This is a genomic window from Deltaproteobacteria bacterium, from assembly GCA_016219225.1.
Taxonomy (GTDB): Bacteria; Desulfobacterota; RBG-13-43-22; order RBG-13-43-22; family RBG-13-43-22; genus RBG-13-43-22.
The window spans coordinates 1-20752 of the sequence record JACRBX010000321.1 but is presented as its reverse complement, the minus strand read 5'-3'; the positions used below and the strand labels follow the sequence as shown (position 1 = coordinate 20752).

The window sequence follows — 20752 nt, the reverse complement described above, 5'->3', positions numbered from 1 at the left end:
GACGTATTCCGCATCCTTCTTCAAAGAATCATAATATTCGGGGAAACCTACCCCGACCGTATCCAGCAGCATCTTGGGCGAAAACCCCAACTCTTTGGCCTGCTTGGTGATCAGAATGGCATCGCCGGCATACCCGATAAAGTAGAAAATATCCGGGTTGGTGCCTTTGATCTTGGTTACCAGAGGGGCATAATCCAGCGATCCGGATTTAAAAGGCTCGAAGGCCACCAGTTCAAACCCGGCCCTGGTCAAGGCTTCTTTGGCTACTTTGGAGTGGTCGACCCCGTAGGAGGTATCCTCGTAAGCGATAGCGATGGTTTTCGGCTTCGGTTGGATGGTACTCAGGTAGGCGGCCAGGGTATACTGGTAATCCGGGGAACGGGGGTGCAGCATGAAGAACCAGCGCTCCTTCCCATACATTTTATCTATCTTAACGGCCCCGCCGCCCTGCCAGACGGCTACGGGTTCGTACTTCTTCATGGCCGCCAGAAAGGCCAAAGTTTCCACGCTGGTGTAGCCTCCGTTAAGGGCCACCACCTTATCGCGGTTGATGAGTTTCTCGGCTGCAGAGACGATGACCGTCGGGTCGGCCTTGCTGTCTTCAATGATCAACTCCACCTTTTTTCCGAGGCAGCCGCCGGCGGCATTAATCTTCTCGATGGCCATATCGACACCGCGTTTTTCTTCCTGCCCGAGCACCGCATTGGTACCGGTTAACGGCAGGATAACCCCGATTTTTACGGTATCGGCCCCCTGGACAAAGGTGCTCGAAAGGTTGAAGACAAAAAAGAAGGTGATCGCCAAAATAAAGGAACTGCTAAAAAGACTGGGCATAAAAGTTTTCCTTTCTTTTTGATCATTATCTTAAATTCTCTTTCATCATTTCAATCACCCCGGCAATGGTGGTGCCCACCTGGACCCCGGCCTGCCGAAGGACGGCCACCTTACTGTGCACCGAGCTCCCGGCCCCGGCAATGATGGCCCCGGCGTGTCCGATCCTTTGCCCTTCAGGGGCGGTAGATCCGGCTATGTAGACGAATACCGGTTTTCGAATTTCTCCGCGGGCAATTAACTCGGCAGCTTCTTCTTCCATGGTGCCCCCGATCTCCCCGACCAGCAGCATGGCCTTTGTATTCGGATCTTCTTCAAAAAGCTTAAGGACGCTGCTGAACCGCAACCCCACGATGCGGTCTCCTCCCACCCCGATTACGGTACTCTGTCCCAGACCTGCGGCTGTGAGGCGCGAGACCAGCTCATAAGTCAATGTCCCGCTTCTCGAGGCTACGCCCACAAAACCGGGCCGGAAATATAGTGTCGGCACGAAGCCCAGTTTGGTCCGCTCCGGGGGGGAGATCAGACCCGGTGTGTTGGGCCCGATAATGGTAACACCCCGCTTTCTGGCTTCCTCCAACAGGCCCATGGCATCATGAAGAGGAACGTGCTCTGTCACGATCACCAACAGGCGAATGCCGTTATTCATAGCCTCCAGGGCGGACTCCTTAACGGCTTTGGCCGGAATAAACAAAACCGAGGCATCGATCCGGTGCTCATGACAGGCATCTTCAATCGAATTAAAGACTGGCACACCGTACACCTGATCACCACCTGAACCCGGCCGCACTCCGGCCACAATCCGGGTCCCATACTCCAGCATGTCCTTGGTGTGCTGCCTGGCCTGACCCCCGGTGATCCCCTGAATCAATACGTTTGTATCCCCATAGGCCAATATGCTCATCGGGGCCCCCTTACTAGGGCGATCACCTGATCGATCGATTCCTCCAGCCCGGCAATTGGGGTGATCCCAATTCTTTCCAGAATTTCTCTTCCTTCTTTCTCACGGTTGCCGACCATCCGAACCACGATGGGAAAGGGCGGTTGATAGGCCATTAGATAATCTTTGATGCCATCGGCCAATTCGTCACAGCGGTTCAACCCGGCAAATATGTTTATAAGAAGGCATCTGATGCCGGTACTGTTGTGAAAGATCTGGAAGGCCTCATAGATCCCCTGGCGGTTCATCTGGGCGGTATCCAGAAAATTGGCCGCCTTCCCACCCTTTAGATGGATGAGATCCAAAATGGCCATGGTGATACCGGCCCCGCTGGACAGGATCCCGATTTCCCCCCCCATTTGAATGTAGGTCCAGCCTTTGGCCTTATAGGCCTGCTCCTGCTTAAAACTTTCCTCTGATTGAGCCCGGGGCCGCAGCAGTTCAGGGTGCCTGAACTGGGCTTCATCATCGATGACTAGTGCACCATCCAGGGCAATGAAAGAGCCATCTTCCCGAATCCCCAGAGGATTGATCTCGGCCAGTTCACAATCATATTTCCGGAAGACCTCATAAAAACACAGCAGGAGCTGCTTAAGCTCGAATGGTCCCCCTCCCTGGGCCGCCTCCGGTTGCCGGTCATAAATAAATTGGGCCAGGGTCAAGGCCTCCGAATCGGTAAGTCCCTGCGAAATATTTATGGGCCATTTTTTTATTAAACCGGGTTTTTCCTGGGACAGGGTCTCAATTTCAATTCCGCCACTGGGGCTAAGTAGAATAACCGGTTGCTCCCTGGGGTAGTCTACGGCCATACCAAGATAAAGCTCTCCCTTCAGCAAGACCTTTTCCTCGACTAAAATCGTGTCAATCAGTTCCCCCTCATGGGTTCGGCCGAAAAGTGATCGGCCCAAGGCTTCCGCCTCCTGCGGGGTATCGGCAAAGCCGATCAATCCGGCTTTCCCTCTCTGTTTGGAAAGGGTTTGCGGTTTCAGCACTATGGGCCCTTTTAATTGCTCGGCCAGGCTACGGACCTGTTCGGGGGAAGCGGCCAGTGCCCCTCGGGGTATGGAGATCCCAGCCCCTTCGAATATTTTTTTGGCTTCATACTCATAGAGCTTCATACTTTGAATTCCAATAAATTCCGCATTAAGAAATCAAGTTCCGCATTTATCTTTTTCATATCTTTTCTGAGATGGCGTGTCAAGAAAAAAATGATGGTGGGAAAGATAACTTTTTGTGGTTTCCGCCCCGGGCCATTGTTATATACGGTCTGGATTTCCCCCTGCCCGGGAATGGCGAGTTCTTGCGTGGCCGTCAACTTTTACGGAGATGCTCAAAAGCTATGGGAATCAGGGCCGATGTTCCATCCAATGGAGATGGGGATTTCCCGGAGTATTTAAACATTGTCCAGGAGGAAATGGCCGTCCATAAAGCGACCAAGCTGAAGACGATTCGCTTGGTGGTGGGGGAAGCCGTAACCGTGAATCCTCAGAGACTATGCGATTACTTCGAAGTCCTCAGCCAAGATACCCCTGGAAGGGGCGACCCTGGAGTTGGAGATAGACCCCCTGGCTTGCCGGTGCACTCACTGTAAAAAGATATTTTTTATCGTCGATGGTGAGTATATCTATCCCAATTGCCGTTCGAACCAAATCGAAATCATCTCAGGGAAAAAATTTTTTATTAAGGACATTGTGGTGAAATAAAAATGATGTAAGGTATTCCATAATAGACCACTCGGATTCCCAACTTTCTTTCTATGAGGATGCCCCTGATTCGGATTTTGAGATTTTCGAAGATCATCCCCTCGATTATGGAATCGATCCCGATCTGAAATCATTTTCAAAAAGTCTTTTCCCCCCTGTTTTCCACTTTTTTTTCTTCTTGACCCTGTCTTTTGCCTATTTTATACTCTCTTTATGAAAAAGAAACTTCTTATCAATGATCATCAAATGCCATAGTGTGAGTGGTTAAGCGAACGGAGCGGATTCCGAACGGAGGCCCCATGTACTCCCTGGAAAGTGAACTGGAAATTATCGTTCGAAGTTTAGAAAGCAACTATCATCCAGAGAAGATCATCCTCTTCGGCTCTCTTGCGGAGGGAAACGCAGGGGAGGGGAGCGACGTCGACCTTCTGGTAATAAAAGAAACCGACAAGGACCCGTGGGAGCGAAGCGAGGAGATCGACCGCTTTATCCGGCACTATGTGCCAGCGGACGTGTTGGTATATACCCCCGGCGAAATACGGGAGCGGCTGGCGATGAACGATTTCTTCATTAAGGAGATCATGGAAAAGGGAAAAGTGCTCTATGAAAGACGAATTTAGAGCCATTAGCCGGGAATGGATCGCCAAAGCAGAGAACGACCTCAATTATGCCAGAGCAAGCTTCGGCGAGTTCGATGAGTTCTACTCGCAGATGTGCATTCTGTGCCACGATTCAGCAGAGAAATACCTGAAAGCCTTTATCGCCGCACACGGCGGTAGACCGGCGAGGACCCACGATCTGGTGACTTTGCTTCTTGATTGCATGCAGTTATCCGAGGAACATGCAGACCTTACCGGCATCGAACACCACTGCAGGCTGCTGAACCGTTATTACATCCCCCTTAAATACCCTTCCCATTATCCCGCTATGACCAGGAAGCAGGCGGAGGAAGCAATAGCCGCAGCCGAATCGATCGCGGATGAAATTTCCTCCAGGCTTGGTTACAGGTAATATCATGCGATGCAGGTTCCTCTGGTCTTCCGCGCCTGTTTTCCACTTTTTTTCTTCTTGACCATGTCTTTTGCTTATTCTATACTCTCGCCATGAAAAAGAAAACTCTTATCAATAATATAGTCGCTCTGTTAATTTGTTTTTTAAGTCTGACCGGAATCGGGACGGTTATGGCCGAAGAGGCAGGAGAGTTGGATACCGTCCTCTCTAAATTAAGGGACCGCTTTTCCTCCTCGAAAACCTTTCAGGCCGATTATATCCGGGAATTGGTGCCTAAGATCGCCTCCAAGCTGCCCTCTTCTTCTTTCCAGGCCGAAGGGGTGCTTTCTTTCCGGTCCCCCAATAAACTGCGGATGGACCAGAAAAAACCCCGGCCGGAACAATTGATTTGCAATGGCGACAAGGTCTGGTGGTATCTGCCGGAGGAAAAGGTAGTTAACGTTTACCGGTTAAAGGATTATTATTTACAAATCAAACCGATCATCGATTTTCTGTCCGGTTTGGGCAAATTGGATAAGGATTTTTCGGTGCGTCTGGACAAGAATCTACCCGAGGAGGCCCCTTTTTACCAACTGATCTTGAAACCCAAAACACCCCAGCCGGACTTGCAACAGATTCAGGTTCGGGTTTCCAAAACGACTTTCCTCCCTATGGAATTTTCATTCGATAATTTGATGGGCGACGGAACCCGTTTTCGTTTCAGCCGCATGCAGACCGGGGTGTCTTTAACCGGGTCCTTTTTTGAGTTTATCCCCCCGAAGGGGACTCAGGTGGTTTCCCAGTCACCGGTGCTTCCTCCCAAGAAATAGGAAGATAAAAAATCTTAAGCTGCTTTTTGGGGCCGTCCCGGTAATAACCGAGCAGGCCTTTTAAAAAAGAAACATATAAGGTCTCTTTTTCTCTCACATAGGTGAAAAGTAAACTGACCTCGATCCGGTTGAGGTCTTTTTGTTTCTGATGGTAATACAGTCCCCATAGAAATTTCGAAATCTCTTTGCCTTTTCCGTCCTGGTAGTATTCATAAACCCGGAAAAGCATGCCGTAATTTCTCTCCAGGCCTTCCCAGTCGGCCGGCATCAGGTCCGGAAAATAAAAATGCTCCATCCCCCGGCCATCCTCGGCATAATGGAAGAAAGGCCAAAACTTGGTCAACCTTTCCCAGCGGTTTTCCTTTTTAAAATAGACTTGATGGAACTTACTGATGTATATAAATCGATTCAGGACCTCGTCCCTTTCTTCGTCTTCCTCCTTTTCCTGAATAAAGATAGGCCAGAACAAAGACATCTTTTGCCTCTGTTCAACCTTGCGATAGGTGAGGAGGGGCCAGAATTTAAAAGCCTCCGTATTTTCCCCCCGGGCAAACTGAATGATGGGCCAGGGGAAATCCACCTGATGATAGTTGAAATGGTCCTCGGAGTAAAAATTAAAAAAAGGCCACAGGATAATGGTTTTATGCTCGTTGGGACTCTGTTCGGACAGATAGAGGGGGAACAGATAAAAATAGGTTTTAGGATGATCGGTGTCTAAATAGCGTTGTTGATACTGGCCGATGGGCCACAAAAAAAAGGTCTTTTGATAGGCCCCCATTCCTTCTTGTTTTTCCTGCCCATATAACGGCCAAATTCGGAATCCGGAACGCTCTCCGCCTTCTGTATAGGAAAAAATGGGCCAGAGGACATTATAAGTTTGGGTTTCCCCTTCCCGGACCCTGGTGTAGAGGGGCCAGAGGACAAACTGGATCTCATCCCGGGCGAACCGACCGCGGAATTCGCCTCCGAAGGGAAAGACCCCGCCATAAGATTTTCCTTCTTTATCTTTTCCCCAAAAAACCGGGAAGAAATCTACATTATTCTTGTCCTTTTCCTCATTTTCCTGGGCTGGGGTGAAGGAAGAGTAAAGGGGAATGAAGCGTTTTAGTGTTCCCTCGGGAGTCTTTCGGTAGCGTCCCAAAGGATACAGATATTCCAGTTCTTCAGTCTGTTCTTTCAGATTTTCCCGATAAGAAAAAAAAGGGCGGAAGGTCCATTCCTTTTCCTCGGGGCTTTCCGCCTGGGAATAAAATGGACCGGCCCCGTCCAAACGACGGCCCTGTTTTTCCCGATCAGTCTGAATATGGAAGAAAGGAGAGACGTTTTCCGGCTGAAGATCAGGGGAAAGATGGGCACAGCCGGAAACGGAGAGCAGGAATAAAAAAAAGAGAAGTGGGAAAAAAGGCAAGGGGCTGAGCCAGAGGGAAGAGGCTTTTAGTTCGGAGTTCGGAGTTCGGAGTTCGGAATCCATTATGTGGGGTTTACCATCGAATCCCCCTCGACGGACGGGCTTAACTCCGATCATCACCATTTTGATCCCTCGACCCCTTGATCCCTCGAATCCTTGCCCCCTCCCTTTCTCACTTAATGATCGTCCCGATAATCGTTCCCAGAATACTCACCGGGACCTGTTCCGAAAGTCCTTCCGTAGCCTTGGTGACGCTTCTCATGGTGTATTTGGCTTCTTTATACAAAGAGTCGTCATTAACCAATTTCCCCAAGGTCCCTTCCCCCTGATTGATTTTTTGAGTCGTCTGATTCAGGTTGACCGCCGTCTTATTCAGGTTGGCCATGGTATCCTTGGCCTCTTTGTATAGCGTGTCGTCATTTACCAATTTCCCCAAAGTCCCTTCCCCGGAGTCGATTTTGTTAGCCACCTTTTCCAAACTGGACATGGTCCTTTTTGTTTGATCATAAAACTCTTCATCTTTGATGAATTTTCCTATGCTCCCACGCCCTTCCTGTATATGATTCACCGTATCCTTTAAACCGGTCATGGTGGTCCGCATATCCTGATAAAGGGCATCGTCGCGAATCAATTTTCCCATGGTCCCTTCGCCCCGGGAAAGTCCCACGGTCATGCTCCGAATATCCTCGGTGGTCTTTTTGATATTAAAAAAGGTCTCTTTGAGGTTGTTTTTCCCCTCGTCGGTCCCAATTACTTCGCTCAGGGTTTTGGTCACGGACCGAATATCATCCATGGCCGGGATGGCCTTGGCCAGAAGGTGATCCAACTCAATGGTCGAACGGGTCTCCCTGATCACCCCACCGGCTAAAAGCGGAGGGACCTTTTCGCTGCCCGGATAAATCTCAATATACTTATCTCCCAAAACACCCTGGGTCCTGAGGACCGCCCTGGCGTCGGAATAGATCCGGATCCCTTTGAGGAGGGTCATAGTGACCTTGGCCTGGTTGCCGACCAGTTGAATATCTTTTACCCGGCCCACTTCAATCCCGGCGATCTGGATCGGACTGTTTACCACCAAACCCGAAGAGGAATCGAAAAGGGCCTCGATCTCATAACCTTGTGCTGCTTTGAGCTTAAATTTTTCCAATTTCAGGGTCATATAGCCAAGAACGATCAAACCGATAAAGACAAAAATCCCGACCTTGACTTCAATGCTTATACCTTTTTTATCCATTTTACCTCCTTCAATTCTCGAGCCCCCCTTTATCGGCAAAGAGGGGACAAAAAATCCTGGACAACGGGGTTGGATGATTGGCGAAAAATCTCCGGAGTCCCTACCTCAATGATCTTTCCTTCATAGAGCATGGCAATGTTGTGGGCGATTCGGAAGACACTCTGGATATCATGGCTGATGACTACGCAGGTCATCTGGAATCGCTGTTGGGTATCTATAATTAAACGGTCAATCGAGGAGGTCATAATCGGATCCAACCCCGTGGTGGGTTCATCAAAAAGCAGGATGTCCGGATCCAGGGCAATGGCCCGGGCCAGGGCCACCCGCTTACGCATGCCGCCGCTCAATTCCGAAGGCATTTTTTCTTCAATACCCGATAGCCCTACCAGGGCCAACTTTTCAGCCACCACCCGGGTAATCTCTGAATGGGTCATTTTCCGGTGTTCCCGCAAAGGAAAAGCCACATTATCCCCGACGGACATGGAATCAAAGAGGGCCCCTTCCTGGAAAAGCATTCCGAACCGCTTTCGAACCCGGTAAAGGTCCCTCTCCCGTAAGCGGTTTAACTCTTCATCGTCAATCCAGATCTCGCCGCTGTCCGGCCGGATCAGACCCATAATATGTTTAAGCAGGACGCTCTTCCCGCCCCCGCTCAAGCCGATAATCACGGTCGTCTGTCCGGAGGGGATGGTCAGGTTCAGGTCCTGTAGAACGTGCTGGCTTCTAAAGGATTTATTGAGATTGACTAAACGGATCATCTTTAAATACCAAAAAAGGCTATAGGCTATAGGCTATAGGCTATGGGCAATGGGCAATGGGTTGCGGATTATTGATTTTCCTATTGCCTCTCGCCTATTGCCCATTGCCTGTTTCTTAAAACAACAAAGAGGTTATAACATAAGTGCCGATTAATATGGAAACCGAGGCAATGACCACTGCTTCGGTGGTGGCCCTTCCAACCCCTTCAGCCCCCCCGGAGGTATGGTACCCCTTGTAGCAACCAACCAGGGTCAGGATCAGTCCAAAAACAACCGATTTGACCATTCCCTGAACCAGGTCGTCTAACTCCATCATATTGATCATCTTATTAATAAAGACGCCGGAATTGATTTTTAAAAGAACTACCCCGACAAAATAGCCGCCAATGATCCCCACAAAGATATTAATGGCAGTCAGGATCGGCACCATCAGGATCCCGGCCCAGATTCGGGGGACCACCAAATATTGAATGGAATTAATGGCCATAATCTCCAGGGCATCAATCTGCTCGGTAACCCGCATGGTCCCTAATTCCGCGGCCACGGCCGAACCGGCCCGGGCATTGACCATCAGGGCCGTCATCACCGGTCCCATTTCCCGGGCCAGGGATAAGGCCACGATCCCTCCCATAAGGCTTTCCCCGCCGAACTTCCTAAAACCATGATAACTTTGAAGGGCCAGGACCATTCCCGAAAAAACACCGGTAAGAACCACGATAAAAAGGGATTTTACCCCGACAAATTCCATTTGTTTGATTAAATTCCTGATGCGGAACGGAGGGATAAAGGTCCAGGCCATACTCCGGAGGAACATAAGCAGTATCCCACCTAATTCAAACAGGAAGGAAAGGACATGGTTCCCAATAGCAAAAAATATTCGGTTAATCATGACGCCCTGACATTTAAGAAAAAGGATATCAAATCGTTACCTCTTAATCGGCTCAAAAGGATAAGTCAAGAAAAAACCTGAGAAGCCGGCAATCCATCGGGACCTAAATACTGGCACTTCCCCGGCCCATCTGCTATAATATATCTTAAAGAATAATCTTGAAAAATGCAAGCGAGGAGAAAATAATGACCGGAGCCATCGTGGTCGATATCCAAGGGGATTTTACCCAATTAATGAGTGGGGCTCTAGCCGTTCCGGGGACCAATCTGGATTATCTACATAAGATTTCGAAAGCGATCGATCAAATAAAAGGATTGGGGATCCCACTCTGGGCCTCTCAGGACTGGCACCCCGCCGACCATATTTCCTTCCACACCAATCATCCCGGGAAAAAAATTTATGACAAGATTACCCTTCAAGGGAAAGAGCAGATCCTTTGGCCGCCCCACTGTGTTCAAGGAACCCCGGGGGCGGACCTTTTAATGGATCCCGGCCTGTTTAAGGCCATTATCCAGAAAGGACTGGATCCCCGTTATGACAGTTACTCCTGTTTTCAAGACGACGGGAACCATGAAACCGAATTGGATGGTATTTTAAAAAACCAGAGGGTCAAAAAGGTCATTATTTTCGGCATCGCCACCGACTACTGCGTCCGCTGGACCGCTTTGGATGGATTGGCCAGAGGGTATAAGATGGTGGTGATTAAATCCCTTTGTCGGGGGGTGGATCTTGAAACATCGACCCAGGCCTTAAAAGAAATTAAGGCGAAGGGCGCAATTATCTTGGAAGATCTGGATACTTTCGTCGCCCTGCAGACCTGATGCTAACGGCATAGATCGGTATTCGAACTAAGCCCTCATGCCCCGGGGGGCACCACGAACCATGAAAATTTTTTAGAGGCGAGGAGCTATGGGCTTTAGGCGATGGACAAGGTGCAAGGTTTTTACATTGCAACTTTCTCTTCAACTGAACCCCGACCCCTGGTCCCTGATCTCAGAGCTTTATTTTCGTACTAAACCAATTCGTCCGCAATCCTGGCCCCAAGGGCTTTTATCTTTTCCATATCCCCGGCCCGAAGGCCGTGACGCACCAGGGGCACGTTTTCCCGGATAGGGACCAGGTGGACATGAAAGTGATCGACGATCTGCCCGGCTGTCCGGCCATTGAGCTGATAAACCCTCATACCGTCCGGTGTCAGGGATTTTTTAATCGCCAGTGCCACTTTCCTGGCGGTATGCATGACCGCCGCCAGGTCGCCCTCCGGGATATCAAAAAAAGTGGCAGAATGGTTTTTCGGGATGATCAAACAGTGTCCGTCCGAGCTGGGGTTGATGTCCATAAAGGCCAAAGTCCGGTCATCCTCAAACAACTTCACGGAGGGTATCTGACCGGCAACAATCCTGCAAAAGATACAATCCTCAATCATATTCTTCGTTCTTCCCTGTGAATCTCCTGATTTGGTTCCTGTAGCTTATGCTTTTGATACCCCACTTGAAGAAAATTTTCAACTTTTTACGAGATTGTCAAACCCGACTGGCCTTGATGGCCTCCTGCAAGGCCTTTTGATCCACAGGTGGCGGCAGGATATCGTCCCTCGCAACCAGGGAAATGGCTTCAAAGTCGCAGCCGGTGGCGCAAACACCGCATCCGATGCACCGGTCTAAATTTAACTCCGGCTTGTCTTCGTCCCCCATGGTCAGGGCTTCGGTGGGGCACCGGTCTATACAGGTCCCGCAGGAAGTGCACAGGTCGCTGTTATGTTGGGGTTTGAACCCGGAATTCATCGCCAATCCGGGTTTCGGCTGGGCCAGGGCAGTCTTCAGCATCATGCAATGGCAACTGCAACAGTTGCACAGAAACTCGATTTCCTGACGATTGATGGTTGCGTGAACCAGGCCGGCCTCTTCCGTTTTATTGAGGATCTCCCGGGCCTCTTCTTTGGAGATCTGACGGCCCATCTTCCGGTCGATGATAAACTGGGCACCCATGCCGAATTGCATACAGACCTCATCGGGTTTCCCGCAATCGTCCTTTTCATCGATCAGTTTGGCCTCATGACGGCAAAAACAGGTGGACACAGCCAGCGGTTGATATTTTTCAATATAGGAAGCTACCTCCTGATAGGTATGGATGGTATTCTCGGCCTGAATTTTCCGGTCTACGGGAATGACGCGGGTGGTCGGATAAGTAAACTTCAGAGGGCCTTGTTCGGCATCCACGGCCGCCTTGAAGGCATGGATCAATTTGGCGAGTCTTTTATCCTTTTCCGTGTGGGTCCCTCTCATGAATTGGAATTCAAAGATTCCCGGTACGAACGTCGGCGCACTATAAAAGGTAACCCCCCCCATGGAACCGGCGGTGCAAAGTCCTTTATAAGCCATCCCTTCCAGAATGGGGCTTATCTCAGTCGCCTCTTTTCCCATTTCTTTGGCGATGGCTTCAGCCGGATGAAAACCCTTGGGGATGGCATTGTAGACACCCGCCTCATCAGGGGTAAAAAGTTCTTCAACCAGATTGTAAAATTCAGGGATATCCTTACCCGGATATCTTCCCCGTCTTTTGGCCAGTACCTCGCATAGTTCATGATATACTTGTTCAGCCATCTTTTTTACCTCCTAGCGTTTTTCATTTTGAATTTCATCAAAATTATTCCTTAGATAGATTGCAAGCAATAAGATTGCAAGCAAGGTATTTGCATAAAAAAATTACTTCATAAATTGCTCCCGGAGCTTGCCGATCAGACTGCGCAGGTCCTTCTTTTCATTTTCCGTAAAGGCCGCCAAAAATTCTTTGTTGGCTTCTTCGATCAGTTTCCTGGCCTCAAATCCTGTTTCTTTTCCCTGTTTGGTTAAATGGATCTTTATGGAACGCCGGTCGTCGGGGTTTCCTTTGCGTTCGATTAACCCCGCGGCTTCCAGACGGTCCAGAATACCGGTCAAGGTGGCGCTGTCCAATTCAACTTTTTTCCCGAGTTCACCGGCTATGATCTGATCTTCCTCGGCCAGGAACCCCAGGACCATGGCCTGGACCGGGGTGATATTGAGCCCGGATACCTTCTGGGTCATAAATTTTATGCCGGTTTGACTGGCTTTAGCTAATTGAAAAAAAATACAATTATCGGTTTTCATCTACCATTCCGCCATTTATTTCGTTTACAACTATCTTGTATACAATATAATAAAAACTGTCAAGGAGTTTTTAAAAAGTCTTTTTGCTTTCAAGGTAAGCCCTGTCTTCGGCTTCCATGACCTGCAAAATGGACTTGAAGCCTACTTCCTTCATGATCTTCAAAGTGGACCTTTCCTTGTTCATGGCTTTAGCAAAAACAAGTACCTGGTTCATCAGTTCCTCCACCGGGCAGGCATTGACCACGACCTGGTTGGCCTCCAGCTCGGAAGCCGTATACCGTTTGCCGGTGAACTGGGCCTCCAGGGCCATAGGTCCGGGCAGGGCCTTTTTAATAATAGCATCCATGCCCGGCATAAAGGGGATATTGATATCCACTTCCGGAAAGCAGAAATAACCCCGCTCCGTGCGCATGAACCGGAAATCAAAGGCACAGGCCATGATCGCCCCGCCGGCAAAGGCGTGACCGTTGATGGCGGCAATGGTGATCATGGGATAGGTCAACAGCCGCCGCAAAACCTTCATGATGCGCATAGGAAATTGGAAAGCCGTTTCCGGGTCTTCGGCCACGGCCGACATCAGCCATTGCAGATTGATCCCATTGGACCAGATCTTTTTATCGGCACTGGTAACCACCAAAACACTGGCCTTGGTCCGGTTTTCGATTTCATCCAAAATGTCGTAAAAAGCATCAAGGAATTCAAAGGTAAACAGGTTCTCTCCGCTTTTCATGGTCAATACAGCTACATGGTCCTCCAGGGTATACTCAAAATGGTCCATCAGTCATCCTTTCTTTCTTGAAAAAATGTAACCCACCGGTTACAATATAAAAAAGGGAATGTCAATGTTTTCTTGCTGACCTGTGCCCCCTGACAACACCATCTGAGGCCTATTTTAACCAAGTCCGGCTTTTTTCACCGGAATAAGCTGGCCAGAGGGCCAGGATCTGGGACCGGATACCCTTGCAGCAGAATTACAGGAAGGACAATAACCGTTCGCCTTAAAAACCGCCTTTCCTCGGGATTTTAGGGTAATTCCAGAATAGAGTGGGAGGTGTATGATGCGTCAACTGCTCGTTGAATGCAGCGATCCGGGGCTGGTTGTGACGCTGGCGGAGGAGTTTGAGAATGTATTGCGACACGTTGACTTTGAACGTGCTAAATTCCTTCAAAGTCGCCTGAACGATCTGGCTCGTGAACTGGGGACTGAGTTTGAGGATGCGTGGCGGGGTTTTCGTCTCGAAGTTCCCAATGACGGCGGTAGCCCGCTTTCTTTTGGCAACCGTGATCCCGTAGACGAGGAGAAAGTCAAACAACTATTGAGCCAGGCAGAGAAACAAGGGGTTGGGCAGTTCGGGATGCGGAATACCCTTTTGCTGCCTCAAGATGGCCCGGCGCCGGAGACCCGGGAACAATATACCAGAGATCTCGCGGATGCCATCCGTTACACTTGGCTGGAGGATGGTTCCATCCTTCGTCGTCCGCTTGACTTGCCGCCGCCTATGGAAACCCATCGTCTCCAACTCATCGAGGAACACGTCACGCCAATACTTCGCAGGCAGGCCCGGTATCCGTCCGTGGGGCATTCCTGGATTCACGACACGGTGCAACAGATGGAAAAGGCGTTGCAGGAGGTGGACACCCGGGCCGAAGCCGTGATGGAATACGAATTGGCACGGCTGACCCTATCCCAGGTAGAACCAGGCAACTACACTCGTTGGGCGGCCCTGGCGGTTCGTCTTGGGAAAGAAGTGGGAAAATGGTTTTCGGCTGCGGAGGAGCGGCTTGAGCACCTTTATCAGCGGGTCGCTCTGATCGATGTCCTGTGGACTGACATTCGAGGAATGGGCAGTGCCCGTCCCTTTCTGAAAGATCGGCTGAGGTCTCTTATTAAGGAAGCGAAGAATGTGTATACGGAGGATGGTCAAGAGGCCTTGCGGTTAGTTTACAGGGATCTGTGCAAGCCTCCTTGGGGGATAGGGGATGCCGGAGATGAGGAATGACCGGCTTCGCCTGGCTTCGATAGAAATCACAGAACAGTGCAATAATCACTGTCCTTACTGCGATCAACCGAAGTCCGGACTTTTCATGCCGGAGGCGCTATTTTGTAACCTGCTCGACGAGCTTAAGGCCGACGGAATCGAAGCCGTGGCCTTAGGAGGCGGTGAGCCGACACTTCATCCGTTGCTGCCTGAGATGCTCGGAGCGGTTCGTCAGCAAGGGCTTCGCGCTGGACTTACTACCAATGGATTCAATCCTCACTTGGTTCTGGAATTGGCCGACCAGGGATATTTGGAGAGTTTCGGTGTCTCAGCGGGAAAGGGAGAATGGTTGCGGTTAGTCTCTCATCCCAGAGCTATTGTCAACTTCCTGTTGTTGCGGGGTGGTATGAATGTGACGATTCGTCAAGCAGCAACCGCAATGCTTCGTGGCGCCAAATGCCTTCTTCTCCTTGGCTACAAGGGCGCCCGATCCGAATTCATGCCTTCCTCTACCGAACTATCCGATGTCTTCACTATGCTGAACATACTGGGGAGGAAACTGGGCGTGACCATCGCCGCTGATGACAACATCCGCCGCCGATTTGGCCTGACAACCACTTGCGGTGTGGGGTTTCTCCGTGTGCGGATTGATGGCACCCGGGAGCCGTGCTGTTTTGCAAATTGCGAATTCCGGGCCGCACCCCAACCGATTTCACCCAAAATTCATCGATAGTAACCCAATTTATCATCTCCCGTGTCGCGTGTTGAAAAATTAGTATGCTGTCCCCGGATTTATGCCCTGGCGATCACTGACTGACCGAAAATACTCTTTCACTTGCAACCATGTTCTTTGGAGGATTTCTAAACTCCCTGAGCCCGTTTCAATTCTGAGTCCAAACCTCTCAGCGAATTCCTCTGCGCTCTTCATCAGTTCCTCTTTTTCCATGACCGGAGAGGGAATAAGCAGAACCCGTTCATAATTTCTCAGGAGACGTTTCAGTATGTCGGGTTCGTACCCCCTGCTTTCGCCTTCCCTGAAGATCTCTTTCCAGTGTCTTGCGAACCCAGGAGTCCAAAACATCGTGCCTGCGCACTTGCATTGCTCTTCATAATAGTTCTCGCGTCCACCAATCAGCAGACCCACGCAGTCGTCAACAGGATGATCTTCGTCCATCGGGATAAATAAAGGAACGTGAAGGTTTGCCAAAAGCTCTCTTGGATTTCCAAGGGCATTTCCACACAATCCATAGCCCAGGAAAATGGCATCCACGAAAGGCCTCATTCCCATTGCAGCTTCCTTCACTCCCTCCCGCAAATGGGCAATTACGGAATGAAGTCCCACCCTCATACATTGGACAACGACGTTGAATTCCTCCTCCGGAGGGAAGACCTTCCCAATGTAATCCTTCGGTTTGGTCAGCCCCCTCCGACTTGCCTCCACTGCCTCCGAAAAACCAATTGAGTGTTTGTCTGTCAATACATACACTGTGGACACATCCGGGTCCTTCGCCAAAATATTTGCGAACTCAAGCTCAAGAGACTGGCACATGATAATTCCCAAAAGTGACATACAATTCTTCCTCCTCTGGCGATCTTCCTATTTGTTACAGATGCTTCTCCAACGGTCGGAAAGAGCTTTTCGGAAAAAAACCTGCATTTTCCCCACCGTCCGGTTATGCAGGGGGGCTCCAAGCCATTACATACCGGAGGCTGGATATGTCACTGCCTTTCAACAGCTCTGCTGGTAGGTCGATGATCGATCTCGAACCTATTTCCGAACTAAAGAGACAAATAAAGAACTTCCTTGCCGGAACAAGCTAAACACAGTGGTCCGTCATTTAGCGGATATCCTTCCTTACATTTAGGACAAACCCCGAGGCTACCACGCGGGCGACGTTGGATAAATCTGCCGGTCACCTTCACCTTCTGCACCCCACAGATTTCATAACCTGCTTCCTTGATTTGCGCTGCCAGCACATCCCTATCCTGCTCCTTCTTTGTTTTCAACTTAAAGAACCAGGCCTTCAATTCCGGCCAAGGGTCGAGCTTGTCCGTATCTACAAACACCCTTACCCCTTCTCCGCTCTCTTTATCATAAAGAGTCAGAGCAAACCGCCCGACATTGACCACGATAAGCCAGCCATTGCCCGCCGTACAGGGGGTTAACAATTGAATGGCGTCAGGCAGGCATTTCGGCGTCTCACAGAGGGCGTCCAAAAGCCCTCCTACCGGCAGGTGGCGGTAAGCGAGGTCGACCATAAAGCCCCCGATGATGACCCCCGGCGCTTCATAGCCGTGAAAGGCCTTCACCCGGTCCACAAATTCTTCATACATATAATCCCGGATGTTCATTAAACGGCCTCCACCCGGCAGGGAACATAGCGGTGCAGGGGCGTGCCCAGAAAATCCCGGTTGGTGTTTTTGGTCAGGCGGTTCACATTGGCCCCATAGACCTTGCCGTCGTAGACCATGCCGAACCCATGGGGAATGGCCACGTGCCCCCTACGGGCCGTATCGGTGACTTCCAGTTCAATGGCTTCCGAGCCGGCCTCGGTAGTCACCCGGACCTGCTGGCCGTCCTTGAGCTTAAGTGATTCCGCATCATCGGGGTGCATGGCCAGGGTACAGGGCCGTTTGCCTTCATTCCAGGCCGGGTTGCGCATGAGGGTGTTGGCATTCATGGAGGTATGGCGCCCGGCCATGAGGATCAAAGGATAGGTCAGATCGGGTTTCAGGGCTATTTCTTCCCGGGGAGCTTCGATCCCCCGGACCGTATCCAAAAGCTCGGGGATAAGCAGATTGATTTTTCCGTCTTCGGTATGAAGCTCTTCAAAGTTATTATTCGGATCCACCTGTCCGACCCAGAGGCCTTCCGGATGGTCAAGGATTTTTTGAAAAATCTCTTCTCCAAGCCCGAGTCCCGGGGTAAATCCCGCCCGGGCAGCCTTTTCATGAAAGGACTTGGGAGTCATTTGCAGGATACCCCAGAGGGCCGCCAGGTGAACGGATCCTAAAACCTTCCCCAGCGTCTTGCCGACAATAAAGGGCAGGACCTTCAAGGCCGCCGGTTCTTTCTGGGCATAGGCCATCAGCGCCGCACCAAAGGCCTGCCTGCTTTTTTGCGCCGCCTCGTAAAGGCTCGCCGGGATAGGGGGGATCAGACCCAATCGATCGGCTAAGCGGAGTTGGATCTCCCCGGCTTCCAGTGGCTCACCTTCAGGCTCGATGATGGGCCGCCGCATCTGAAAGAAGATGCCGGGATAGGTCAGAGCGAAAAAAGTGCCGTCCCACGATTCAAACCGGATCGGGCAGGCAACACATAATGCGACAAGACCGCCGTTTCCGTCATGGCCAATTCGGAAGTGACCAGCAGATCCAGTCGCCTGAAGGCATTTTCATAGGCGGTGGTATCGGCATAAGAGCGCAAAGGGTTGGAGGCCGAGACCAAAACCGCCCGCAGACGCTCCGGATGATCGGACAGGATTTCCTCCGGCATGACATTGGGAGGGAAAGTAGCCGAGACCGGGAATATATCGGTTGTGACGGTTCGCCATGTTTTGGGATTCCGTTCATCGGAATGACCGCCTCCGGGCATCAGGTGACCGGGGAAAATAAACCCTCCGGGAACACAAAGCCTCCCGCAGATGGCCTGGAAAATGGCAATCAGGTAAGAGGCCGCGGCGCTGTGGCGGTTCATGTAGATACCCAGATCGTAGCGCAAACACGATTTACGGGTAGCAAAGAGTTGGCTGATTTCCCGGACCTGATCGAAATCAAGACTGCAAGTCCGGACGGCCGCCCGGGCATCAAAATTCATAAACAACGATTTTATATTCTCAAACCCGGAGGTGTGATTCTCGATATAGTCCTTATTTTCCCAGCCTTCCTGAAGGATAATGGCGATCATAGCCCGAAGAAGAAGGGCATCCGTCCCCGGCCGGATGGGCAAGTGTTTATCGGCAATTTTAGCTGTTTCCGACAAACGAGGATCGATCACAATCAGAAGCTTGGCAGGATCTTTGGCGATCCTTTGCAGGTGTCGGGGAGCCTGGGGGATCTGGTGGCTCTGCATCCCGTTCCAGCCTAGGATTAGAAAAAGGTCGGTTTCAGCTACATCAGGGGCCCCATGCATGTATTGCCGGCCGAACATACGCCCATGAACCCAGAGCATGCCGGAAAATTCCTGGGCCAGGGCGCTGTAGTGATACTGAGAGCCGAGCCCCCTTAATAATCGGACCCCGAAGGCGGCCTCAAAATGGCAGGCCTGACCGCCGCCGCCCATATAAGCGAAAGAACGGGGGCCGTACTGATCGATAATCCCCTTGAGTTTATCAGATATTTCATCGATGGCCTGGTCCCAGGAGATGCGCTCGAAACGGTCCCCCACCCGCTTTAAGGGGTATTTGAGACGATCGGCATGGTGTTGATGATAAGCAACATGCATCCCCTTCCGGCAGACATATCCCTGGCTACGGACATTTTCTTTATCCCCTTTTACTTTTGCGATGCGATTATTTTCGACTACCACCTCCAGACCGCAGTTCTGACCACATAATACACAGGTTGTTTTGTGAGTCGTTCCCATAAGCTCCTCCGATTGTCCTAAAAATTTTACGGCGCACCAAACCCTCATGCCCATTGGGGCACCGACGGATCAAAAAAATATTTTCTCCGAACTCCGAACTCTAAACTCCGAACTTATTTTCCCGCTAAATGGATTTTTCCCAACCCTGCCCGAAGTCAGCCAGGGGCCTGATCTCCAGCACCTCAAAGGTCACAGCCGCCTGGATCATTTTCGCCGCATTGGGACCGGCTTTTTCAGCGATAAGGGTCCGAATCTTTTCCAGTTTTTCCCCTTCCGTCGCGATTTCAGCGGCTTTCAGATAGAGGCGGACTCCTTTCCATTCGGGCAGAGTCTTCCCCGGTTCCATGATCATATAGGCGGCCCAGGGGTTTTCCTTAAGATTGGCTAAGGTCCGGTTATTCCCCAGACCCATAAATACGGTCTTGGGATCGGTCATCAGGGGGGAACCAAAATAGGCCACATTGACCTTGCCGTCTTTGGCGGCCGTGCTCAGGGTGCCCAGACGGGGCTGCTTATTAAAGTATTCCATCAATTTCTCATTCATAAAATTCTCCTTTCCCGGATCAAATAGTGTTGATCCTTTAAAAAATTTTGTAAGGGTTTAGACATTTGAAAAATCTGCGGTTGACCCTATTTGGGCGGTGTCCGGATCATACCGGGTACAACCCGAATTATTTTATGCGGATTTTTTTTGACCCTGGCTTCCGCTTTGGAGTCGGCCATGACATAGACCGGTTCCGGCCGGTCCCTGAGAGGTTTCAGAATTCTTTCAACATGGTCCTTCTTGTTTGCCAGGTAACCGGCTTTAACCTCTTCACCGGCCGGGCACACGGCCATGCAATAGCTGCAGCGGTAGCTCATGCGGAACATCAGGGATTGCCACATGAAAGCCGTTTCCCGATCGGTGAAATGGGACCGGTATTCGGCCATGTCCTGTGAGGTGACCATGGCTTCCACCCAGTTATTAAACCCGGCCATGTTGTCCCTGTAGGTATGGGTAATGCAGGCTACAAAGTCAAAGGGCTGGCCTTTGCTGATGGCTCCGGTAGGGCAGACGACGGCGCATAGATTGCATTTGAAGCAGGGATTCTCCGTTAGAGGCTGGTCGTATTGATCCACCAACCCATTGATCAGAATACTATCCAACTGGATGGCACTGCCGAATTTCGGATGAAGAACCAGCCGGTTCAATCCCATATGGCCAAGACCGGCCTCCACGGCCATAATTTTGTGGCTCACGTCCCAGATCTTTCCGGGATACCGATCCAGGTCCATAGGCCAACTTTTGTTGACGACGACCCCTCGGATGCCCAATCCATTTAAGCGCCGAAGAATCTCACGAGACACACCGGAAATCTTATCACCCGTGTGATGATATTCTTCATTGGCTACATAACGGGCCGGACTCTGAATGTTCTCGCGGTTATTGACCCTGATAATGGAAATAACGCTGCGGGCCAGGGAATAGACGTGTAAG

General features: G+C 50.6%; 23 protein-coding genes and 1 pseudogene. 8 read left to right on the top strand and 16 right to left on the bottom strand.

Annotation, left to right across the window (positions count from 1 at the left end; genetic code table 11):
- From HY879_26000 to HY879_25990, 3 genes are all read right to left on the bottom strand, one after another.
- On the bottom strand, window positions 1-834 hold an 834-nt coding region (locus tag HY879_26000; GenBank protein MBI5606799.1), incomplete at its 3' end, for an ABC transporter substrate-binding protein.
- 25 nt (window positions 835-859) lie between these two features.
- A complete protein-coding gene (gene sucD, locus HY879_25995) occupies window positions 860-1735 on the bottom strand; it encodes a succinate--CoA ligase subunit alpha (protein ID MBI5606798.1) in 876 nt (291 codons plus the stop codon).
- Window positions 1732-2889, bottom strand: a complete 1158-nt coding sequence (locus HY879_25990; GenBank protein MBI5606797.1) for a succinate--CoA ligase subunit beta — start codon at window positions 2887-2889, stop codon at window positions 1732-1734. Before HY879_25990 ends, sucD begins: the two co-directional genes overlap by 4 nt.
- 221 nt (window positions 2890-3110) lie before the next feature.
- On the opposite strand from HY879_25990, the gene HY879_25985 reads away from it, so the two are divergent.
- The 5 genes from HY879_25985 (at window position 3111) to HY879_25965 (ending at window position 5294) form a co-directional block, all read left to right on the top strand.
- Entirely contained in the window at window positions 3111-3362 is a 252-nt protein-coding gene (locus HY879_25985) for a hypothetical protein (GenBank protein MBI5606796.1), read from the top strand.
- Complete coding sequence (locus HY879_25980; GenBank protein ID MBI5606795.1) at window positions 3322-3474, top strand: hypothetical protein; 153 nt, start codon at window positions 3322-3324, stop codon at window positions 3472-3474. The genes HY879_25985 and HY879_25980 overlap by 41 nt, the downstream gene beginning before the upstream one ends.
- A 299-nt stretch (window positions 3475-3773) precedes the next feature.
- Window positions 3774-4094: a nucleotidyltransferase domain-containing protein gene (locus HY879_25975; protein ID MBI5606794.1), complete on the top strand. Its 321-nt coding sequence runs from the start codon at window positions 3774-3776 to the stop codon at window positions 4092-4094.
- Window positions 4078-4485, top strand: coding sequence for a HEPN domain-containing protein (locus HY879_25970; protein MBI5606793.1), 408 nt, complete (start codon window positions 4078-4080; stop codon window positions 4483-4485). Before HY879_25975 ends, HY879_25970 begins: the two co-directional genes overlap by 17 nt.
- Window positions 4486-4577: 92 nt before the next feature.
- A complete protein-coding gene (locus tag HY879_25965) occupies window positions 4578-5294 on the top strand; it encodes an outer membrane lipoprotein carrier protein LolA (protein ID MBI5606792.1) in 717 nt (238 codons plus the stop codon).
- Here HY879_25965 and HY879_25960 read toward each other — a convergent pair.
- The 4 genes from HY879_25960 to HY879_25945 form a co-directional block, all read right to left on the bottom strand.
- Entirely contained in the window at window positions 5233-6825 is a 1593-nt protein-coding gene (locus HY879_25960; GenBank protein ID MBI5606791.1) for a hypothetical protein, read from the bottom strand. The genes HY879_25965 and HY879_25960 overlap by 62 nt on opposite strands.
- 49 nt (window positions 6826-6874) lie before the next feature.
- Window positions 6875-7936 (bottom strand): MCE family protein, encoded by a 1062-nt coding sequence (locus HY879_25955; GenBank protein ID MBI5606790.1) that lies wholly within the window; start codon window positions 7934-7936, stop codon window positions 6875-6877.
- Window positions 7937-7965: 29 nt separating this feature from the next.
- Window positions 7966-8694, bottom strand: a complete 729-nt coding sequence (locus HY879_25950; protein MBI5606789.1) for an ABC transporter ATP-binding protein — start codon at window positions 8692-8694, stop codon at window positions 7966-7968.
- Window positions 8695-8809: 115 nt separating this feature from the next.
- A complete protein-coding gene (locus HY879_25945; GenBank protein ID MBI5606788.1) occupies window positions 8810-9583 on the bottom strand; it encodes an ABC transporter permease in 774 nt (257 codons plus the stop codon).
- Between the two features lie 185 nt (window positions 9584-9768).
- Between HY879_25945 and pncA the strand changes: the two genes are divergently transcribed.
- Window positions 9769-10404 (top strand): bifunctional nicotinamidase/pyrazinamidase, encoded by a 636-nt coding sequence (gene pncA, locus HY879_25940; GenBank protein ID MBI5606787.1) that lies wholly within the window; start codon window positions 9769-9771, stop codon window positions 10402-10404.
- 191 nt (window positions 10405-10595) lie between these two features.
- Here the strand turns inward: pncA and HY879_25935 are convergent, their stop codons facing one another.
- The 4 genes from HY879_25935 to HY879_25920 form a co-directional block, all read right to left on the bottom strand.
- Window positions 10596-11009, bottom strand: a complete 414-nt coding sequence (locus HY879_25935; protein ID MBI5606786.1) for an HIT family protein — start codon at window positions 11007-11009, stop codon at window positions 10596-10598.
- 97 nt (window positions 11010-11106) lie between these two features.
- On the bottom strand, window positions 11107-12186 hold the full coding sequence (locus HY879_25930) for a 4Fe-4S binding protein (protein MBI5606785.1): 1080 nt from the start codon (window positions 12184-12186) through the stop codon (window positions 11107-11109).
- A 102-nt stretch (window positions 12187-12288) separates the two neighbouring features.
- Window positions 12289-12711, bottom strand: coding sequence for a MarR family transcriptional regulator (locus tag HY879_25925; GenBank protein ID MBI5606784.1), 423 nt, complete (start codon window positions 12709-12711; stop codon window positions 12289-12291).
- A 70-nt stretch (window positions 12712-12781) separates the two neighbouring features.
- Entirely contained in the window at window positions 12782-13489 is a 708-nt protein-coding gene (locus tag HY879_25920; protein MBI5606783.1) for an enoyl-CoA hydratase/isomerase family protein, read from the bottom strand.
- A gap of 277 nt (window positions 13490-13766) precedes the next feature.
- On the opposite strand from HY879_25920, the gene HY879_25915 reads away from it, so the two are divergent.
- Both HY879_25915 and HY879_25910 read left to right on the top strand, forming a co-directional pair.
- Complete coding sequence (locus tag HY879_25915) at window positions 13767-14711, top strand: hypothetical protein (GenBank protein ID MBI5606782.1); 945 nt, start codon at window positions 13767-13769, stop codon at window positions 14709-14711.
- A complete protein-coding gene (locus HY879_25910) occupies window positions 14692-15423 on the top strand; it encodes a radical SAM protein (protein ID MBI5606781.1) in 732 nt (243 codons plus the stop codon). Before HY879_25915 ends, HY879_25910 begins: the two co-directional genes overlap by 20 nt.
- 39 nt (window positions 15424-15462) lie before the next feature.
- On the opposite strand, the gene HY879_25905 is transcribed toward HY879_25910, so the two are convergent.
- From HY879_25905 to HY879_25885, 5 genes and pseudogenes are all read right to left on the bottom strand, one after another.
- Window positions 15463-16260, bottom strand: coding sequence for a DUF1638 domain-containing protein (locus tag HY879_25905; GenBank protein MBI5606780.1), 798 nt, complete (start codon window positions 16258-16260; stop codon window positions 15463-15465).
- A 209-nt stretch (window positions 16261-16469) separates the two neighbouring features.
- Complete coding sequence (locus tag HY879_25900) at window positions 16470-17042, bottom strand: formylmethanofuran dehydrogenase subunit E family protein (GenBank protein ID MBI5606779.1); 573 nt, start codon at window positions 17040-17042, stop codon at window positions 16470-16472.
- A pseudogene (locus tag HY879_25895) lies at window positions 17042-19275 on the bottom strand (molybdopterin-dependent oxidoreductase). Before HY879_25895 ends, HY879_25900 begins: the two are co-directional and overlap by 1 nt.
- 124 nt (window positions 19276-19399) lie before the next feature.
- On the bottom strand, window positions 19400-19819 hold the full coding sequence (locus HY879_25890; protein MBI5606778.1) for a pyridoxamine 5'-phosphate oxidase family protein: 420 nt from the start codon (window positions 19817-19819) through the stop codon (window positions 19400-19402).
- Window positions 19820-19905: 86 nt separating this feature from the next.
- Window positions 19906-20752, bottom strand: an 847-nt coding sequence (locus tag HY879_25885) for a hypothetical protein (protein MBI5606777.1), incomplete at its 5' end; no start/stop codon positions are given.

Excerpts from the sequence above, each read along its gene's own strand:
- sucD (MBI5606798.1), bottom strand. The coding sequence starts at position 1,735 with ATGAGCATATTGGCCTATGGGGATACAAACGTATTGATTCAGGGGATC.
- HY879_25990 (MBI5606797.1), bottom strand. The coding sequence starts at position 2,889 with ATGAAGCTCTATGAGTATGAAGCCAAAAAAATATTCGAAGGGGCTGGG.
- HY879_25985 (MBI5606796.1), top strand. The coding sequence starts at position 3,111 with ATGGGAATCAGGGCCGATGTTCCATCCAATGGAGATGGGGATTTCCCG.
- HY879_25975 (MBI5606794.1), top strand. The coding sequence starts at position 3,774 with ATGTACTCCCTGGAAAGTGAACTGGAAATTATCGTTCGAAGTTTAGAA.
- HY879_25970 (MBI5606793.1), top strand. The coding sequence starts at position 4,078 with ATGAAAGACGAATTTAGAGCCATTAGCCGGGAATGGATCGCCAAAGCA.
- HY879_25965 (MBI5606792.1), top strand. The coding sequence starts at position 4,578 with ATGAAAAAGAAAACTCTTATCAATAATATAGTCGCTCTGTTAATTTGT.
- HY879_25960 (MBI5606791.1), bottom strand. The coding sequence starts at position 6,825 with ATGGTGATGATCGGAGTTAAGCCCGTCCGTCGAGGGGGATTCGATGGT.
- HY879_25955 (MBI5606790.1), bottom strand. The coding sequence starts at position 7,936 with ATGGATAAAAAAGGTATAAGCATTGAAGTCAAGGTCGGGATTTTTGTC.
- HY879_25950 (MBI5606789.1), bottom strand. The coding sequence starts at position 8,694 with ATGATCCGTTTAGTCAATCTCAATAAATCCTTTAGAAGCCAGCACGTT.
- HY879_25945 (MBI5606788.1), bottom strand. The coding sequence starts at position 9,583 with ATGATTAACCGAATATTTTTTGCTATTGGGAACCATGTCCTTTCCTTC.
- pncA (MBI5606787.1), top strand. The coding sequence starts at position 9,769 with ATGACCGGAGCCATCGTGGTCGATATCCAAGGGGATTTTACCCAATTA.
- HY879_25935 (MBI5606786.1), bottom strand. The coding sequence starts at position 11,009 with ATGATTGAGGATTGTATCTTTTGCAGGATTGTTGCCGGTCAGATACCC.
- HY879_25930 (MBI5606785.1), bottom strand. The coding sequence starts at position 12,186 with ATGGCTGAACAAGTATATCATGAACTATGCGAGGTACTGGCCAAAAGA.
- HY879_25925 (MBI5606784.1), bottom strand. The coding sequence starts at position 12,711 with ATGAAAACCGATAATTGTATTTTTTTTCAATTAGCTAAAGCCAGTCAA.
- HY879_25920 (MBI5606783.1), bottom strand. The coding sequence starts at position 13,489 with ATGGACCATTTTGAGTATACCCTGGAGGACCATGTAGCTGTATTGACC.
- HY879_25915 (MBI5606782.1), top strand. The coding sequence starts at position 13,767 with ATGATGCGTCAACTGCTCGTTGAATGCAGCGATCCGGGGCTGGTTGTG.
- HY879_25910 (MBI5606781.1), top strand. The coding sequence starts at position 14,692 with ATGCCGGAGATGAGGAATGACCGGCTTCGCCTGGCTTCGATAGAAATC.
- HY879_25905 (MBI5606780.1), bottom strand. The coding sequence starts at position 16,260 with ATGTCACTTTTGGGAATTATCATGTGCCAGTCTCTTGAGCTTGAGTTC.
- HY879_25900 (MBI5606779.1), bottom strand. The coding sequence starts at position 17,042 with ATGAACATCCGGGATTATATGTATGAAGAATTTGTGGACCGGGTGAAG.
- HY879_25890 (MBI5606778.1), bottom strand. The coding sequence starts at position 19,819 with ATGAATGAGAAATTGATGGAATACTTTAATAAGCAGCCCCGTCTGGGC.